The 18,278-nt window shown below is 59.1% G+C and carries 14 protein-coding genes and 3 pseudogenes; 1 reads left to right on the top strand and 16 read right to left on the bottom strand.

Going from position 1 to position 18,278, the window contains the following annotated elements:
• Window positions 1-391: 391 nt before the first annotated feature.
• From AC07WT_RS30940 to AC07WT_RS30925, 4 genes are all read right to left on the bottom strand, one after another.
• Window positions 392-709, bottom strand: coding sequence for a hypothetical protein (locus AC07WT_RS30940; protein ID WP_494949902.1), 318 nt, complete (start codon window positions 707-709; stop codon window positions 392-394).
• Window positions 710-1,125: 416 nt separating this feature from the next.
• Window positions 1,126-1,767 carry a TetR/AcrR family transcriptional regulator gene (locus AC07WT_RS30935; RefSeq protein ID WP_494949901.1) on the bottom strand — a complete coding sequence of 214 codons (642 nt, stop codon included), beginning with the start codon at window positions 1,765-1,767 and terminating at the stop codon, window positions 1,126-1,128.
• 381 nt (window positions 1,768-2,148) lie between these two features.
• Complete coding sequence (locus AC07WT_RS30930) at window positions 2,149-3,432, bottom strand: acyl-CoA dehydrogenase family protein (protein ID WP_494949900.1); 1,284 nt, start codon at window positions 3,430-3,432, stop codon at window positions 2,149-2,151.
• Window positions 3,433-3,461: 29 nt separating this feature from the next.
• Entirely contained in the window at window positions 3,462-3,881 is a 420-nt protein-coding gene (locus tag AC07WT_RS30925) for a GFA family protein (RefSeq protein ID WP_494949899.1), read from the bottom strand.
• A gap of 92 nt (window positions 3,882-3,973) precedes the next feature.
• On the opposite strand from AC07WT_RS30925, the gene AC07WT_RS30920 reads away from it, so the two are divergent.
• Window positions 3,974-4,177, top strand: coding sequence for a 3-hydroxyacyl-CoA dehydrogenase NAD-binding domain-containing protein (locus AC07WT_RS30920; RefSeq protein ID WP_494949898.1), 204 nt, complete (start codon window positions 3,974-3,976; stop codon window positions 4,175-4,177).
• Between the two features lie 572 nt (window positions 4,178-4,749).
• Here the strand turns inward: AC07WT_RS30920 and AC07WT_RS30915 are convergent.
• The 12 genes and pseudogenes from AC07WT_RS30915 to AC07WT_RS30860 form a co-directional block, all read right to left on the bottom strand.
• Window positions 4,750-4,983 (bottom strand): annotated as a pseudogene (locus tag AC07WT_RS30915) (IS21 family transposase); the annotation flags it as partial.
• 551 nt (window positions 4,984-5,534) lie between these two features.
• A pseudogene (locus AC07WT_RS30910) lies at window positions 5,535-6,262 on the bottom strand (thiolase family protein); the annotation flags it as partial.
• 168 nt (window positions 6,263-6,430) lie between these two features.
• Window positions 6,431-7,375: an electron transfer flavoprotein subunit alpha/FixB family protein gene (locus tag AC07WT_RS30905; protein ID WP_494949897.1), complete on the bottom strand. Its 945-nt coding sequence runs from the start codon at window positions 7,373-7,375 to the stop codon at window positions 6,431-6,433.
• Between the two features lie 16 nt (window positions 7,376-7,391).
• On the bottom strand, window positions 7,392-8,141 hold the full coding sequence (locus AC07WT_RS30900) for an electron transfer flavoprotein subunit beta/FixA family protein (protein WP_494949896.1): 750 nt from the start codon (window positions 8,139-8,141) through the stop codon (window positions 7,392-7,394).
• A gap of 356 nt (window positions 8,142-8,497) precedes the next feature.
• Window positions 8,498-9,967 (bottom strand): NAD(P)(+) transhydrogenase (Re/Si-specific) subunit beta, encoded by a 1,470-nt coding sequence (locus AC07WT_RS30895; protein WP_494949895.1) that lies wholly within the window; start codon window positions 9,965-9,967, stop codon window positions 8,498-8,500.
• The gene (locus tag AC07WT_RS30890; RefSeq protein WP_481364846.1) at window positions 9,967-10,293 is read right to left on the bottom strand and encodes an NAD(P) transhydrogenase subunit alpha part 2; all 327 of its coding nucleotides are present in this window, start codon (window positions 10,291-10,293) and stop codon (window positions 9,967-9,969) included. The genes AC07WT_RS30895 and AC07WT_RS30890 overlap by 1 nt, the downstream gene beginning before the upstream one ends.
• A gap of 21 nt (window positions 10,294-10,314) precedes the next feature.
• Window positions 10,315-11,460 carry a Re/Si-specific NAD(P)(+) transhydrogenase subunit alpha gene (locus AC07WT_RS30885; protein ID WP_494949894.1) on the bottom strand — a complete coding sequence of 382 codons (1,146 nt, stop codon included), beginning with the start codon at window positions 11,458-11,460 and terminating at the stop codon, window positions 10,315-10,317.
• A 32-nt stretch (window positions 11,461-11,492) separates the two neighbouring features.
• A complete protein-coding gene (locus tag AC07WT_RS30880; RefSeq protein ID WP_494949893.1) occupies window positions 11,493-13,037 on the bottom strand; it encodes a methyl-accepting chemotaxis protein in 1,545 nt (514 codons plus the stop codon).
• Window positions 13,038-13,147: 110 nt separating this feature from the next.
• Window positions 13,148-14,125 carry a quinone oxidoreductase family protein gene (locus AC07WT_RS30875; protein ID WP_028231802.1) on the bottom strand — a complete coding sequence of 326 codons (978 nt, stop codon included), beginning with the start codon at window positions 14,123-14,125 and terminating at the stop codon, window positions 13,148-13,150.
• Window positions 14,126-14,148: 23 nt separating this feature from the next.
• Window positions 14,149-14,934 (bottom strand): SDR family oxidoreductase, encoded by a 786-nt coding sequence (locus AC07WT_RS30870; protein ID WP_028231803.1) that lies wholly within the window; start codon window positions 14,932-14,934, stop codon window positions 14,149-14,151.
• 50 nt (window positions 14,935-14,984) lie between these two features.
• Window positions 14,985-16,164: pseudogene (locus AC07WT_RS30865) on the bottom strand (acetyl-CoA C-acyltransferase).
• A 14-nt stretch (window positions 16,165-16,178) separates the two neighbouring features.
• The gene (locus AC07WT_RS30860) at window positions 16,179-18,260 is read right to left on the bottom strand and encodes a 3-hydroxyacyl-CoA dehydrogenase NAD-binding domain-containing protein (RefSeq protein ID WP_494949892.1); all 2,082 of its coding nucleotides are present in this window, start codon (window positions 18,258-18,260) and stop codon (window positions 16,179-16,181) included.
• Between the last annotated feature and the right edge of the window lie 18 nt (window positions 18,261-18,278).

The following is an 18,278-nucleotide window of genomic DNA, read 5'->3' as shown; positions in this document are numbered from 1 at the left end:
ACAGGACGTCGCAATCCGCGAAATTCGAAGCCAGTCAACGGTCCCTGGTGATGAACGAGGTCACGCTCGTGATGAGTCGGAAGATGGGTCTTTCGTGGCCCGAAATCGAGTGTGTCTCGGACGACGTCGAAGTGTTGTGCGAGGTCGTGCCTCTAGCGCTTGAAGTTCACAAAGAAGCACATCGGATTGCTGCGCGATATGGATTCAGGTTTTACGATTCCTGCATCATTGCTTTCGCATTGAAGTCAGACGGGAGCGCCGTTAATGCGTCTGATCGCGGGCGGAAACTAGCACGTATTAACTCTACCCCCGCACAACGCCCTGAAATACGGCTCGTTTCACGAATTTCAGCACGCTCGCGCGTCATCCATCTCCATGGCAACACTTCTGCTTATTCGTCATTCACGCAGCCGTCGACGATCCCACCGTTGGCAAATCGCTCGGCGAGCCTTCGAACTGCACCTGCCAACTTGTCGGCACGCATGCGCCCTTCTGCGTCAAGGTACCTTGCATCTCTCGTGACACTATGCTCAAGACCCAGCGCAGCTTCCTGCAAATCGATGTCGAGGGCACGCCTTCGAAACAGTGAGTCAAGCGTTATCGCGCCTGACAATAGCCGAGACAATTCTGGTTTGCGACCGGCCGCCTGTTCGTCGAGCGAATACGCAGCGTCAAGCAAGCCGAAATACATCCGTTGGCGGTTGGCCATTTTCACTTCCCGTCAGTAGAGAGTCATCGCTCGCACGCGCCGCGCCGCGCGGGCGCTTGTTTTGGAGCGCGATTGCAGGACTCGAGTTACATGTCTTCAAGTGTTTCGTTACGTGTGCGATGGCCTCTCTGCAAATCGATTCGAGGAGCACCTGTCCCTGATGGCCAGAACCCAGGCGGAGATATTACAGCGCTGCCTTCAGCAGGCGTCCGTTGCGTCATTGCACATCTCGCCTCCTCAGCATGCCCACATTTCCATGCGCTATCAAGAAACGTCTTTCCTAAGGCCACCAAATTGGTCTGCACCGCGATAGCGTGGCGGTTAGAACGATCTGAGCGAAGGCCCTGACTCTTTCGCCAAGCCAGGCTTTCGACAGCTCCGCCGTTTATCGAATGGCGGCGGCAGTCCGGCGAATTTCAGTTGGTTGGGATTGTCGCCTTATCGATCGAGTCGAGCTTGATGAGCCACGATATAAGCTCGACGGCGACAAGGTGCAATCCCTCGTCGGTTATGTTGCGTCCGTTCCCCATTGTGGAGAACCTGATGCCATCGCAGAGACTCACCATTCCGAGCGCGAGCGCCTCTGCCCTTTCTCGCGACAGTCTTACTTGATCGATCGGCGATATGCATCGAATGCACTCACCGGTGGCGGCTAATCTCTGGCTTCGTAGCAGATTAATGGGATCTCGATACGCGGCATCTCGCGCTGCGAGCAGGGATCCTTCTGCCCAAAGGCTGAACGAATCATGCCCGAGGGAATCGATAAAGTAGGCTATAACACGTCGCCTCATTTCATCCGGCGTAGCCCCCTGCTCCGTAATCGCTTTTATCTCCGAATGTGTCCGCTCGCCGTCCCGCTGCAACAACTCAATCAGCACTTCAGCCTTGCTGTCAAAGTTGAAGTAGAACGCGCCCCGGGTATATCCGGCCTCGTCCGCTATATCGTCTACGCTCGTCGCACCCAATCCCTTGCGGACGAACATTCTTTCGGCGGCGTCAAGCAGCCGTTCCCTCGTTTGCTGTTTACGCTGTGCGCGTGTTAGGCGTTCCCGCTTCATGGCACCGGCTTCAGGTTACACAGAACTGCTACCGCCTCCCGATAGCGCAAATCAGGCGGACCGCGGACCTTCCGGACCCCCGCTATTTGGGCCTCCGTTGTGAGACCTTGGAACGCAATCTGATATGAATGTCAATCATGGTTATTAGGTCATCGGTGATCTTAGCGGCTTGACGCCGCCGCAGCTGATCCGTTGCGCGGCAACTGGGCACCGACAGGGTCCTCGCGAAGCTGCCACTGTCCACCACGCCCGTCGTCTACCTGCTTCGAGCGGCTTTCGCGTCGCTGGCGGGTGCGGAAAGCGCGCAGGAAGAGATAGGCCACTTCCTTGAAATCCCCCGAATCGGGGAATTCGTGAAGTTTTACGCGGCATTTCGACGGATCAGGGATTGCACCAACCCTCCGCATAGAGCTGCTGACAGAGAAGCCCAAGGCGCATGGTCACCGTGTAGCTCTCGCCATCCCCGATAAGGGAGGGGCGGGTGTCGCGGAACAGCTTCTCGACGGGATATTCGCGTGTCGTGCCCACCGCGCCGAAAAGCTGGAGCGCCTCGTGAACCACTTTCATAGCCTCTTCGGTTACCGTCACCTTGTTGGCTGCGGTGACATAGGGGTGGGTCCGCTCCGAAAGGCGAGCAAACGCGAGTGAGCGCCGAGAAGTCGCGCGGGCCAGTTCAATCCGGCGCAGCATGTCGCCGAGACGATAACGCGTCAGCTGATGATCAATCAGCAGCCTTCCGCCCTGTTTGCGTTCATGGCAGTACTGCAGCGCCATCTCGAACGCCGCGCGGGCGACGCCCACGAATATCGGCGACGTGTGTGCTCCGGCGTAGGACCAAACCGAAGCAAAATTGCCGTAGTATTCGTCTTTCAACGCGACGGCGAAGCGTTTCGGCACACGAACGTTGTCAAAATAGATTTCCCCTTGAGGAAGCGCGCGCAGGCCGATTTTTTCAAGCGGCTTGCCGCGCGAGACCCCGGGAAGGTGGAGAGGGATGATCACCGCGACACCGTGCGGCAGGCCGTTCTTGTCGAGCCGTCCATCGCCATAGTCCGCGCCCATATAGGCGATCGCCACTTGCGCAACGGCGCCGTTGGATACCCAGGCCGAGCTTTGTCCGTTGATCACGATTTCGTCGTCGCCCACCTTCGCCCACAGGTTGCCTTGATTACCCGGCGTGCCTGTGGGCCAATCGCGTTCGATGTCGAACACCTGGAAGTCACTGCCCCGGTCGGGTTGCGTTCCAATCCAGCACCCGATGCGACCGGCACACAGCTCGACCAGTTCCTGCTTGCCGGCCGCAACAGCCAGTTGCATAGGGAAGTTGGCGATGCCCAGCGACAGAGCAAGCCCGCTGTCGCCCCATCCGAGCTCCTCGGCGATCATCGATTCCATGCGCAACGCCGTCTCGGCGGGAAGCGAAGCGAACAGCACGGGATCTACGCCGAGCTTCGCGAATTCTGTAAAGACCGAGTAAAAAGGCGATCCTGGGGCAACGGCCTGCTCCGCGGTCATCTTGTCCAGCGCCGTGCCCATTGGGCGGAGGACTTCCTTGGCAAATCGATGAAGCGTCTCCTGAACGGCGCGCTCCTCTTCAGACAGCGGCGTTTCGAAACCGGTCAGGCAAACGTCCGGCAAGTTCAGTTCAGTTTTCAGTTCCAGCACGTTCGTCTCCTTTTGATTTCAGCAACGCGTTATGAGTTGGATAGGCCTTTGGCATATTTCGTCAGCGCCGGATCCATGAAGTCCCACGGCTGAGCACTGGTCGTGTAGAAGTCCATCGAGGGCGAGTACTGGCTGGGATCATCGAGACTGCCGCAGAAGATCAGCACTATCTCGGGCTTCTCCGCGATCGTTCCAAGGATGGGCGATCCACAATCGGGGCAAAAGCCTCGCCCCACGTCGTGGTCGAGATCACTCTTCACCCTGTGATATCGGGGCTCGCCCGATACGATCCGAAACGCGGAAGCCGGCACGATCCGCACCGAGGCGTAAGCACTGCCGGTTGCACGTTGACAGTCACGGCAATGGCAGTTCAATGAGAAAATCGGCTCGGCCGAGCACTCGTAACGAATCGCCTTGCAGGCGCACCCTCCACTATATGAAATACTCATGTACACCCCTCTTCGGTTGTTGAGCGGAGGACGCTTTACGAACCTCCGACGCAGTATATTCAGCGTATGCTTACGTATTTGCGCGCCTCTATTTGCATGGGCGCCTTGTATTTGCCGATGACGCCGACCTGATCATCAAGGCCGCCTTCGACGAAATGAGCGTGAAGGAAAGCGTGTTCCGCAAGCTCGACGCCGTAGCGAGGCAGGGCCCTTCCTTTTGCCGAGCTGCAACGACGGGATCCTCCGCCATGTACGTGGAGAGGAAGTCCCCGGTCTTGGGAATATGTTTCTCGTGAGCGATGAACAGCCACGACCGCCCGAAGATGCGGTCCAGTTCCTGTCTCGTGGATACCCTGGTCGGAGTAGACCAGTGGACTGATCGTCCCCGCCTCTTCGTCGAACAGCGCAGAGGCAGGATTGCCTTGAATGGGGGTATCAGGCACTTGCGTCTCCTAGATAGTTGCCCATGGCGAAGCATCGGCTCTTATTGCGGTATGCGGCCGTTGGTGTGAGCGTCGCGCGCATTTCCGTTACTGGAACAATAGGCGTTCGCGGACTGTCCACCTTTGCTCACAGCGCGGAAAAGCTTTGCTTGTCCGGCAGCGACATCCGCGGATCACATGGCGATGCTTCGCGGGACAGCATCGATGGAAGATGCTGCCGGCCGCAGATTGGAAACGTTGGGAGGGATGCCCGTTGTGACGGCATGACGAGCGTCATACCGCAGAGAGCGATGGACTTTAGTTGATAGCGCGTTCGCGCAGTGGAACGTGGCGCGTCAGCGCGGGCATGGGCACACAGATGCTCACATGACTTCCAGCTGGACGCCCCTTTCGGCGTCGACTGACGGAAGGCTTTCGCAGCGGATACGGTCTCTCAGTTGGCTTGGACCTCGGATCCGGGCGCCTTCGCCGTAGTCCACCTGCGCCTCATCGCCAGCGGCGCATTCGAGACGGTCGAATTGTTCCGGATCAACGTGGCGCAGAGCTCGCACGAAGCGTTTGACGCTCTCGTAGCTGGCCGTGAAGCCATGCTGGTCGACGAGGTCCTGGTAGATCGCCTGGGCGTTGCGCCGTCCAAACGGCTCAGTGTTTGTCCAAGTCGCCAGAAAGCGTGTGTGAATCCATCCAGTCATATTGGTCATGCGGCGTCGCCCACGCCCAGTTTGTGGCTTGGCGCGTGCGCGCGCGCCGACTTCCATCGCCAGCACTGGCCTCTCGAACTGGCTGGGACCCGGTTTGGCGCTCGTTCGCCGGTCGCCTTGTTTTTCCGCTGTCGCTCATGTCTATCTCCTGTAGTAATGGTGTTCTGACTGCCACGCTCCGATAAAGCCGGGCGGTAGACTCTCGTGCCCTTTCGCGTCGTGCCAGCATCTTCAAACCGAAACGCGCCATGCAAGAGTTGCCTGCGGTGATTCCGCGCCTCAATCACGCAGGTGCATCACCGCATAGATTGATTCCTGAGAAAGCGAACCCGGCGCGAACTTCACGGAGATATTCGCAGCAACGAACTCGTTGCCGCAATTAAAGCTCATCAGGTTCGCATGCGATTTCTAAGCCGATACGTGAATCGCGTTGTGAGCCATTCAATCCATGGCGACAAACCGGCATCATCGCAAAATGCCGCCCGGTGTCGAGATCAACGTGAAACGCCTCACTCCCTGCGGAAAATCGCGGCAATTCCCTGGCTGCCCCCCAGTGCACATCGTCACGAGCGCGTGCTTTCCTCCTACGCGCGGCAGTTCGTATAACGCCTTGACGGTCAGAATCGCACCGGTCGCGCCGATAGGATGGCCAAGCGCGATGCCTGATCCGTTTGGATTTACCTTGTCCGGATCAAAGCCGAGTTGAATTGCTACAGCACATGCTTGAGCAGAAAATGCCTCGTTTGCTTCGATGATATCTATGTGATCGATCTTGAGTCCCGCACGTTCCAGTGCTTTTTTGGGCCGCAGGGACCGGCCCAACACCCATATAGCGAGGATCGACCCCGGCGTGTGTTCATCGCAATCAAAGACGGCAATTCCTCTTTTCGCTTCAACAGGAATTGGCAGAATTTGCTCTTTGAAATAGCTTTTGGCGATCGCATTCGCTGCGCGACGATGGGAATCCACAGCGAGCGAGTCCTGCATCGCCCTCGAAATACCGTATTTTTGTGCAACATCCCCATGTGCGTATCGTCGAACGGGTCTGTAAGCGCACCGACCATCATGTCGATGAGTCGAGCGTTACCCATCCGATTCCCGAACCGCGCCGACGGCATCGAATATGGCGCGCGGCTCATGCTGTCAGCGCCTCCGGCGATTGCGATTTCTGCATCTCCAAGGAGACGGACTGCGCAGCGGAAGTGATCGCCTGTAACCCGGATCCACAGAGCCGATGCGCTCGACAAAGTGCCCGCAGTTTGCTCGCGCAACACTTTAGCTCGCCGCGAAACCGTGGTTGGCATCGCAAACCCAGCTAGTAGATTAGATATTGGTTTCGCGTGGCACCCAATCACCACTGCCACGAACTCTGAACGAAGCTCAATTGGGTCCGTTCAGGTACAAATCACGCGAAGCGTCCAATGCCATCTACAAGATCAGGCACAACTGAAAAAAGATCACCGACCAGACCGTAATCTGCAACACTAAAGATCGGCGCTTCTTCGTCCTTGTTGATCGCGACGATGACCTTCGAGTCCTTCATGCCGGCGAGATGTTGAATGGCGCCCGAGATGCCGACCGCGATGTACAGTTGCGGGGCGACGATTTTGCCGGTCTGGCCGACCTGATAGTCGTTCGGCACATAGCCGGCATCGACGGCTGCGCGCGATGCGCCCAGCGCCGCGCCGAGTTTGTCGGCCAACGGTTCGAGTACCTTCGTGTAGTTCTCGCCGCTGCCGAGGCCCCGGCCACCCGAGACGATGACCTTCGCCGACGTCAATTCCGGACGGTCCAGCTTCGTGACTTCGCGGCTCACGAACTGCGAGATGCCCGCATCGGCTGCCGCTTCGATCTTCGCGACCGATGCGCTGCCGCCTTCGGCCGCGACCGCGTCGAAACCGGTCGTGCGGACCGTGATGACCTTGATCAGGTCTTGGGATTGCACCGTTGCAATCGCATTACCGGCGTAGATCGGGCGCTCGAACGTATCGCCCGAATCGACCGCCGTGATGTCGCTGATCTGCGCGACGTCGAGCTTCGCGGCGATACGCGGCGCGATGTTCTTGCCGTACGCGGTCGCGGCGGTGAGGACGTGCGAGTAATCTTTCGCGATGTTCAGCACCGTGGCCTCGACGTTTTCCGCGAGACCTTCGGCGAGTTGTGGCGCGTCGGCGAGCAGCACCTTGCTGACGCCCGCAATTTTCGCCGCGGCATCGGCTGCTGCCTGCGCGTTGTGGCCGGCCACCAGCAAGTGGATGTCGCCGCCGATCCTCTGCGCGGCTGCAATCGTGTGCAGCGTCGCGGCCTTGATCGACGCATTGTCGTGTTCTGCAATTACCAGATTCGTCATTTGCCCTGTCTCCCTGTCACAGCACCTTGGCTTCGGTCTTCAGCTTGTCGACCAGCGTCTTCACATCCGGCACCTTCACGCCGGCGGAGCGCTTCGGCGGCTCGGCAACCTTCAGCGTCTTTAGGCGCGGTGCGACATCCACGCCGAGATCTTCGGGGTTGATCGTCTCCAGGGGCTTTCTCTTGGCCTTCATGATGTTCGGCAGCGTCACATAACGCGGCTCGTTCAGGCGCAGATCGGTCGTCACCACAGCCGGGAGTTTGAGCGACATCGTTTCCGCACCGCCATCGACCTCGCGCGACACGATGGCCTTGCCGTCTGCCACTACGACCTTCGACGCAAACGTCGCCTGCGGCAGATTCGCCAGCGCGGCGAGCATCTGGCCGGTCTGATTGGAATCGTCGTCGATGGCCTGCTTGCCGAGGATCACCAGCTGCGGTTGCTCCTTGTCGACCAGCGCCTTCAGCAGCTTTGCGACGGCAAGCGGCTGCAGCTCTCCATTCGATTCGATCAAAATCGCGCGATCTGCACCGATGGCCAACGCCGTGCGCAGCGTTTCCTGCGACTGCGTCACACCAGCCGACACGGCGATGACTTCGGTCGCAACGCCCGCTTCCTTCAGACGCACGGCTTCTTCAACCGCGATTTCGTCGAACGGGTTCATCGACATCTTTACGTTGGCTATATCGACGCCGGTACCATCCGATTTCACGCGGACTTTCACGTTGTAGTCAATCACGCGCTTTACTGCGACAAGGACTCTCACAAGACACCTCTTCTCATCAAAACATACGGCGTTAGACACCGAACCAATCGTAAGTTTTCGCCAGACCAGACTTGCGGACGCTTCTCCCGGTTATACATTCGCGAGGCAAATGTGACGAAAAGAATTCGCTTAGCCGACGTTCCCGGCTGCGGGTTGCAATTGACCCAATCTTACGCACCCCGGACGGCCGCGCCCCGGGTCTCTATTGACCTCATAAATGCTCCGTTGCTGAAGCGCCCTTATCGGCGATTACGGCGTAGGCTCTCTTCTTCGCATCCGTAGTCAGATACACGTCGCTTTGCACTGCACGAGCACGAATCCGGATATGCCAGGTCGCTGCTCGCCAATCTCACCCACTATTCCGTCGACTTCACCATATCCTCGATGACCTTCTTCGCATCGCCGAACACCATCATCGTCTTGTCCATGTAGAAGAGATCGTTGTCGAGACCGGCATATCCTGCCGCCATCGAGCGCTTGTTTACAATGACCGTGCGTGCCTTGTACGCTTCGATGATCGGCATGCCCGCGATCGGCGACTTCGGGTCGTTCTTCGCTGCCGGATTCACGACATCGTTCGCGCCAAGCACCAGCACCACGTCGACCTGACCGAACTCACCATTGATGTCTTCCATTTCGTGGACGATCTCGTATGGCACCTCGGCTTCGGCCAGTAGTACGTTCATGTGGCCAGGCATCCGTCCCGCAACCGGGTGGATTGCGTACTTCACGTCTATACCCTTTTCGACGAGCTTGTCGGTCAGTTCCTTCAGCGCATGCTGCGCGCGCGCCACCGCGAGACCGTAGCCAGGAACAATCACGACGCTTTCAGCATTGCCGAGCATGAACGACGCATCCTCGGCTGAGCCAGGCTTTACGGGACGCTGCTCAGCCGATCCGCCCGAAGTCGCCGCAGCGGCTTCGCCGCCAAATCCGCCGAGGATCACGTTAAAAAACGATCGGTTCATTGCCTTGCACATGATGTAAGACAGGATCGCGCCGGATGAACCGACCAACGAGCCCGCAATAATCAGCATGGCGTTGTTCAGCGAAAATCCGATCCCCGCCGCCGCCCAGCCCGAATACGAGTTCAGCATCGAAACGACCACGGGCATGTCCGCACCACCGATCGGGATGATGATCAGCACACCGATGGAAAAGGCGATCGCTGTCATGACGATGAACGGCAGCCACGACTGCGTAACGAAGAACAGGGTGCCGAAGCCAATCATGCCGAGCGCGAGCATCAGGTTAATCAGGTGCTGGCCGGGGAACACCACGGGAGCGCCCTGGAACAGGCGGAACTTGTATTTTCCTGAGAGCTTGCCGAATGCGATGACCGAGCCGCTGAGCGTGATCGCGCCGACGAACGTGCCGACGAAGAGCTCGATGCGGTTGCCATACGGCAGGAAGCCTCGATACGGTGCATCCTCGGCAACAAGGCCGAACGCGGCGGGCTCCGAAACGACCGCGTATGCGATGCAAACCGCAGCGAGACCAATAAGCGAATGCATGGCCGCGACGAGTTCGGGCATCTTCGTCATCTCGACGCGCGCCGCAACGAACGCACCTATCGCGCCTCCGAGAACAAGCGCAACAAACACGAGCAACAATCCGAACGACAAGTCCGAACCCAGCATCGCGGCCTGCTTCGCGATCAGCGCGACGGTCGTAAAGACGGCGATCGCCATGCCAGCCATGCCGAACACGTTCCCGGCCCGCGCGCTCCTGGGATTGGACAAGCCCTTCAACGCCTGGATGAAGCACACCGAAGCGAGCAGATAGAGCAACGTAACGACGTTCATACTTACAAACCCAAGGCTCATCACGCACCCTCCTTGGATTCGGCCGGGAGTTTCCTCGGCTCTTTCTTTTTGAACATTTCGAGCATTCGTCGTGTGACGAGGAACCCACCGAATACATTGACAGCTGCCAGCGCCACGGCGACCGCGCCGAAGGACTTTCCCGCATTGCCAACCGTGAGGCCCGCGGCGAGCATGGCACCGACGATGACGATCGCCGAGATCGCGTTGGTGACAGCCATCAGCGGAGTATGCAGCGCTGGCGTGACGTTCCAGACGACGTGGTAACCGACGTAGATCGCCAGCACAAAAATGATCAAGTTGATCACGGTATGATTGATAACTTCCACTGGTCGGTCTCCAAGTATGAGTTATGCGGCCTTGCGCAACAGCGAGCCATCACGTGTAGTAAGCGTCGCCGCGATGATGTCGTCGGCGAGATCGATATTGAGCGCGCCTTCGCTCGTCAGGATGAGTTTCATGAAGTCGAGCAAATTCCGCGCGTACAGCGCCGAAGCGTCCGAGGCGACCATTGATGCGAGATTCGTATAGCCAGCAACAGTTACACCGTGCCTGATGACGACCTTGTCAGCTTCCGTCAGCGGGCAGTTTCCGCCGCGCCTGCCCTCGTATTCGCCACCACGTCCTGCAGCGAGGTCGATCAGCACAGAGCCCGGCTTCATCGCCCGAACGGTGTCGACCGTGATCAGCGTGGGTGCAGGACGGCCTGGAATCAGCGCCGTCGTGATGATCACGTCGGCCTGCTTTGCCCGTTCATGCACGAGGGCCGACTGGCGAGCGAGCCATGAGGGTGGCATCGGCCGCGCGTAGCCGCCGACGCCTTGCGCCGCTTCACGTTCTTCATCGGTTTCGTACGGCACGTCGAGGAATTTCGCTCCGAGCGATTCGATCTGTTCCTTCACGGCTGGCCGAACATCGGATGCTTCGATAACTGCACCAAGGCGCTTCGCGGTTGCAATTGCTTGCAGGCCTGCTACGCCCGCGCCCAGAATCAACACGCGCGCGGCCTTCACGGTGCCCGCGGCCGTCATCAGCATCGGCATGAAGCGCGGATACAGGTCCGCAGCCAGCAGCACCGCTTTGTAGCCCGCGATGTTGGCTTGAGATGACAAAACGTCCAGACTTTGCGCGCGCGTCGTACGCGGCGCGGCCTCGAGTGCAAACGCAGTAGCTCCCGCTGCCGCAAGCTTTGACGAGTTCTCGACATCAAAAGGTTCGAGCATGCCGACCACGACGGCACCACGTTTGAGAAGAGGGATCTCGGAATCGGTCGGTGTCTGGACCTTGAGCACCAGATCGGCGCCAAACGCGGTCTGCGCATTAACGAGTTGCGCGCCCGCTGATGCGTAAGCTTCGTCAGGGTAGCTGGCGCTGGTTCCTGCACCGCTCTGTACCGAGACCTTGTGCCCCATGGACACGTATTTTTTGACTGTCTCGGGTGTCGCGGCGACGCGTCTTTCGTATTCCCTTGTCTCAGCTGGTATTCCAATATGCATGTGCTGCCTCTTTAGTGATCGACGTGAGCCTGCTAGGAATGCTCAAGAGTCGAAATCCGGAAAGCCGATACGGCGGTTTCCAGCGTTCTTGCCCGCTCGGTAAGAGACTGAGTCCCAGCGGACGTCTGCTCGATCAGCGTCGCGTTTCTTTGCGTGACATGATCCATCTGCACAAGAGCCTGACTCACTTGTCCGATTCCGTAACTCTGCTCGTCAGACGCCCTGGCGATTTCAGCCACAATGTCCGATACGTGCTTAATTGCCTGTTTTACTGCGGACATCGTTTCGCGAACGTCCGCCGCTTGCTCGTCGCTGGTCCGGATCAAGGCGACCGAAGCCCCGATCAACTGACTGATTTCCTTTGCGGCAGCCGAAGCATGTTGCGCAAGCGCACGTACTTCAGCTGCGACCACGGCGAAGCCACGGCCCAGCTGTCCTGCCCGCGCGGCTTCAACCGAGGCGTTGAGGGCGAGAATATTCGTCTTGAAGGCGATGCCCTCGATGGTGCCTGTAATCTCCGAGATTTTGTCCGAGCTTGCGCTGATCTCTTTAATCGTTGCGACCATCCCATGTACTAGTTCGTTTCCGGTATCGGCGGACCGACTCGCGTCGTCTGCCAGCGCGTTTGCATGTCGAGCGTTGTCGGCGTTATGCCTCACCGTCTCCGTCAGTTGCAACATGTTCGCGGACGTCTGCTCGAGGGAGGCTGCCTGCTCCTCGGTCCTCGCCGACAGATCGACGTTACCGGCGGCGATCTCGCGTGACGTTCCTTCGACGATCGCGGATGCCCCTTGAATCGCGCCTACCATTTCTCGAAGCTGGTGATCCATCTTCCCCAAAGACTCCAGCAGACGACCGAATTCGTTCCGGGAGGTCACTTCAATCGCGTTCCCCAACTTCCCTGCCGCGATTTCGTCGGCGATCAGGACTGCTTTGCTTAACGGCCCAAGCATGGTTCGCATCATGTATCGGGTGACCGAAACCCCAATCATCACGCTGACGACAAACAACATGCCTATATAGCGGCGCGCGACGCCGAACGTCCTGTCGCCATCGGCAACGGTCGCCTTCGCTTGTGAAGCGATATGACCGATATTGTTGTCGATCGAGCCATTCAGGCTCGCCGTTACGCTCTCGAGCTCCTTCATCGTTGATCGAACAGTGTCGATTTCGTTTGCGTTCGATGCCAACTCGATGCGATCGATGAGTTCCCCGATTTTCACTACGTATGATGCGGTCCGCGCGGCATCCTCGCGCTGCGCTTCGTCTGTCATCCGCTCCGATGCGCTTCGCCACGCACTATTCAACCGCTGCAGATCCGACCGAATTCGACCGAACGCAGCGGTTGTATCCTCTTTGCTCCGAGCGATGTCGACTTTTCTCAAGTCAAGCCAAACGTCGACCTCTGCAGACCTCATGTCGGAAAAACCTTGCAGGCCCCTAAAAGTTTCTGAATCCAACGCGCGAAGATCCGAGCTGATCGTGGAAAGTCCATGTAGTCCGGAAAAGCTGATGGCGAATAGCAGCAGCACAAACACGCAGGTAACGACGACCAGGTCCACCTTGATGCTTCGCATCCTTCCGTCCATCTCATCCTCTTGACGCTTCACTTGTCGCGATTCGAACTTCGTTCGGATGCGCGTGGGCGTTTGCTCGCCTTAGTTTAAGTCTGCTGCCGCACGTGGCATCACGGTTTCAAGATCAGCTTGCCCGTTGACTGGCGAGATTCAAGTAACGCATGTGCGCGAGCCGCCTCGGCAAGAGGGAAGCACCCGCCGATCGGCACCGTGATCCGCCCGGACTCAACCCATCCCATCAGGCGGGAGAACTGCCGTTTCATTCGCTCGGCGTCAGCGAGGTGCACCCCCAGATAGAAGCCGCAGACACCGAGGTTGCCCCCGAGCATGTGTGCAGCATCCACTAGCATCGGCTCGTTGGAAGCCGCCCCGTACGCGACGATGCGCCCAGAAGGCCTGAGAAGAGCCAGCTCGCGAGCGAGTGCCTCCCCGCCTTGGACATGGAGGATGAGATCGAAGCCTTCGTTATTCGTGAGGGCACGCGCCGCCTCTTCCCAGCCCGGCTCCGTATAGTTGACTGTGCCAGTCGCGCCTAGCTCACGGGCGAGCTCACCCTTGTCCGGCGAACTCACCGCGCCGATGACATGACGGGCGCCGAGCAGTCGCGCAATTTGCACCGCCAAGCCGCCTACGCCTCCGGCCGCCCCTTCGACGAGCACGTTACGGCCCGTCACGGGACCGCCGACGTCATCAAGCACCAGAAGCGCGGTCATACCTTGCACGAAAATGGCCGCCGCAATGGATGAGTCCGTATCTTCCGGAATCGAAATCGCACTACGAGCTTCGACAATGACATATTCGGCGTAGCCGCCGTGATCGAGCAGGCCGATAAGCCTTGAACCCGGCTGCCAGCCGGTCACTCCATCGCCAACGGACACAACGGTTCCACATATCTCGCTTCCCAGTACGATCGGAAGGCGTGTTGGGGCGGGATAAAATGCACCCCGGCGACGGACTGTATCGGCAAAATTGACGCCGGCGGCGTCCACCTTGACCAGTAGTTCTCCAACACGGGGTTTAGGCGCCTCGATGTCGACTAACGTGAGTACCTCCGGCCCACCGGTACGTGCGATTTGCATTGCCTTCATTATCTGTATCTCCTTTCACCAAACTAGAGCACGGCAGTTGCGCCACCATCTACTGCAAGGATTTGCCCCGTGATGTGCTTGCCGGCATCCGATGCGAACAATGCGACCGCCCCCTTCAGATCTCCGCTGTCGCCGATACGGCGCAACGGCACTTCCGCGGCGACACTATCGGCGCCTAACTTGTTGAGCAACCCGCGCGTCATGTTCGAAGGGAAAAAGCCCGGGGCTATCGCATTGACGGTAATCCCGTGCCGTCCCCACTCGCCCGCCAGCGCCCGAGTGAAATTCACGACGGCCCCCTTGCTCGCGTTGTAGGCAATCGTGCTCATCGCGTCGGGCGCATTACCTCTGAGCCCGCCGATTGATGCCATGTTGACGATTCGGCCGTATCCACGCGGGATCATTGATCGCTTGCCGATTTGCTGGGTAAGCAGGAAGAGGCCTCGGATGTTGAGGTCCATCACCTTATCCCATGCGTCGATGGGATGATCCTCCGCCGGCGCGCTCCAGACTGCGCCCGCATTGTTTACGAGGATATCGATGCGACCCAACCTGGCGAGCGCCTCGTCAGCCAAACGATGAATATCTGCCTCGATGGAACCGTCCGCTGCGATGAAGTCGGCCTCAATGCCGAGGGACGCCAGATGCGCCTGCGCCTCTTGCAGCTCGCCGGTTTTGCGCGCAGACAGAACGATGCGTGCGCCAAGTTCGCCGAGTGACTCGGCGAGTTGAAGACCGAGCCCGCGTGAGCCGCCAGTTATGAGCGCAGTCTTGCCTGAAAGATCGAATAATTGTTTGAGCGTACCCATTGTGTCTACTCCGCACTATTCCTGTTTCTGCGACGCTTCTTGCGCAGACATCAAAATACCTCGAACAGCCCTGCTGCGCCTTGGCCACCCCCGATGCACATCGTAACAACGACAAATCGAGCACCACGGCGCTTACCCTCCAACAGCGCATGCCCGACGAGGCGAGCGCCGGAAACACCGTACGGATGTCCCAATGCAATGGCGCCGCCATTGACGTTGAGGCGCTCCATCGGGATGCCGAGTTTGTCGGCGCAGTAAAGCACCTGGACAGCGAATGCCTCGTTCAACTCCCAAAGGCCGATGTCATCGACCGTTAAACCGGCCTTCGCAAGCAGCTTGGGTACGGCGAACACCGGCCCGATACCCATTTCGTCCGGCTCACAGCCGGCAACGGCAAAACCCCGGAATGCGCCGAGTGGCTGCAGGCCGCGGGCGGAGGCCAGCTTGCCGTCCATGACGACAGCAGCTGATGCACCATCGGAGAACTGGCTCGCATTACCGGCCGTAATCACGCCGCCCGACAAAGAAGGACGAATTTTCGAAAGGCCTTCCAGCGTCGTATCGGCACGGATGCCTTCATCGACAGACACCGTGACTTCGCGCGTGCCGAGTGCTCCGGTCTTCGCGTCGGCGACGCCCATCACTGTGGTGATCGGCACGATTTCGTCCGCAAACCTTGCGGCGGCAACGGCATCCGCCGCCCGCTGCTGGCTTCGCACGCCGGTACTCGTCCTGACGATCTCTCCCAATGTTGTAACGCCGCGCGACGGTTTCAGCGGTTTGCAGCATGCTCCAGTAGATGGTGGGCTTGTGCTTCTCAAGCCAACCGTCGTTCAGCATGTGTCGGTTCATTTCCTGCTGGACACAGGAAATGGATTCGACACCACCCGCAACGAAGATATCGCCTTCACCGGCAATCACACGCTGCGCGGCCGTCGCAATCGCCTGCAGTCCAGAAGAGCAAAAGCGGTTGATGGTTGCACCTGGCACGCTCGCCGGGCAGTCTGCACGCAATGCGATCTGCCGCCCGATGTTCCAGCCAGTCGCGCCTTCCGGAACGGCGCAGCCCATCAGAACGTCCTCGACTTCACCCGGCTCGATGTGTGCACGCTCGATCGCGTGCCTGACGACGTGCCCGCCGAGCGTAGCGCCGTGCGTCATGTTGAAAGCGCCCTTCCAGCTCTTCGCGAGGGCCGTCCGAGCGGTGGAAACAATCACTGCTTCAGTCATATTCGTGCTCCACATCAATCGTTGAAACTTTTGCCCACTTCGGCCAGCCGCTCGAGCAACGAGGCCGATTGCCACGCTTCGCCGCGATACCCCTTGCCGTAGCGGCGCGTCGCATGCGCCACGTTGTAGAGGCCTACGGTGTCGGCATAGAACATTGGACCGCCGCGGAAGGTCGGGAAGCCGTAGCCCGTGAGATAAACGACATCGATATCGGATGCTTTCGATGCGATGCCCTCTTCCAGTATCCGGGCACCTTCGTTCACGAGCGCATAGACAAGACGCTCGACGATCTCGTCGTCCGAAATCAGACGCCGCTCCAGACCGATATCTCGGGATTGCTGGACGATCATGTCATTGACAGCTGGTGACGGATACGCCTTGCGATCGCCCGCCTTGTAGTCGTACCAGCCTGCACCGGATTTTTGGCCGAACCGCCCCATCTCACAGAGCAGATTGGTGGTCTTCGAATACACGATATCCGGCCTTTCCACCGCATGGCGCTTGTGGATCGCCCAGACGATGTCGTTGCCGGACAGGTCGAGCATGCGGAACGGGCCCATCGCAAAGCCAAACTTCTCGATTGCGCGATCGATCTGTTCCGGTAGCGCGCCCTCGTCCAGCAGATAGCCGGCTTGGCGCAGGTACTGATTGATCATCCGGTTACCAATGAAGCCGTCGCAAACACCGGATACCACTGCCGTCTTGCCGATCTTCCTGGCGAGACTCATGACTGTCGCCAGCACGTCGTCTGCGGTCTTCTCACCTCGTACGACCTCGAGAAGTTCCATCACGTTGGCCGGACTGAAGAAATGCATACCGACCACGTCGTGAGGCCGCTTCGTGAACGCGGCGATCTTGTCCACGTCCAGGGTAGAGGTGTTCGATGCCAGGATGGCTTCATGCTTTGCGACAGCATCCAGCGCCCGGAACACACTTTCCTTCACGCCCATTTCCTCGAACACCGCTTCAATAATGAGGTCGGCGTGCCGGAGGTCGTCATAGGAGAGCGTCGGTGTCAGAAGGGACATACGCTGCTCGACCTGTTCCTGCGCGAGCTTGCCCTTTCTGGCGTTGTCGTCGTAGTTTTTGCGGATCGCCGCGACACCGCGCTCGAGCGCGTCTTGCCGCGTCTCAAGAATCGTGACCTGAAGGCCCGCACTGAGAAAGTTCATCGCAATGCCCGTTCCCATCGTGCCCGCGCCGACGACAGCCACTTGCGTTACCGTCCGTACCGGTGTGTCGGGCGGCAGGTCGGGAATCTTCGCAGCTGCGCGTTTTCCGAAAAACGCGTGCCTAAGCGCGCGCGATTCCGACGTGTTCATCAGCTCCATGAACAGCTTGCGCTCGAACTCAATGCCCTCATCGAACGATCGCTGCACGCAAGCGCGCACTGCTTCGACGCATTTGAGCGGCGCGGGGAAATTGCGGCTCGCAGCTGCGACCGTGTGGTGAGCAAATTGCAGGAATGCGTCCGGGCTGACATGATCGATTTGGCGGTCGCGCAGCTTCGGTAACTCGCCACGCTCTGCTGCTTGCCGTGCAAACTTTATGGCGCCCGTCAGCAAATCGCCTTCTACCACTACGTCGAACAGGCCGCTGTCCGATAGTTCGTCCGAAGAGACGACGCGGCCCGACACAATCATGTTGAGCGCCGCTTCGAGGCCAATGGCTCTGGGGAGCCGCTGCGTCCCACCTGCTCCGGGGAGTACGCCGAGCTTCACTTCGGGCAGCGCGATCTGAGCGCCGCGCGTGACGAGTCGATAATGGCAGCCCATCGCCAATTCCAGCCCGCCGCCCATCGCTAACGAGTGAATCGCGGCAATCACCGGCTTGGCGCTGGATTCCAGCGCCGCGATAACCGTGTGTATGCTCGGCTGTTGCGTTGCGCTGGGCGTGCCGAATTCGCGCACATCCGCCCCGGCCGAAAAGCCGCTGCCCGCCCCCGTGATGACGATGGCCCGCACCCGGACGTCATCCGTTGCGGCCTCCATTACCTCTACGATAGCGAGACGCGTTGCATGGCCGAGGCCGTTGACGGGGGGATTATCGAGCGTGATAACCGCTACATCTTCATGCACGCTGTAGTGTGCAGTCATGTTCCTTCCTTTCTATGT

The organism is Paraburkholderia sp. GW821-FHT02A12, from assembly GCF_059422005.1.
This window is presented reverse-complemented; position numbering and strand designations above follow the sequence as displayed.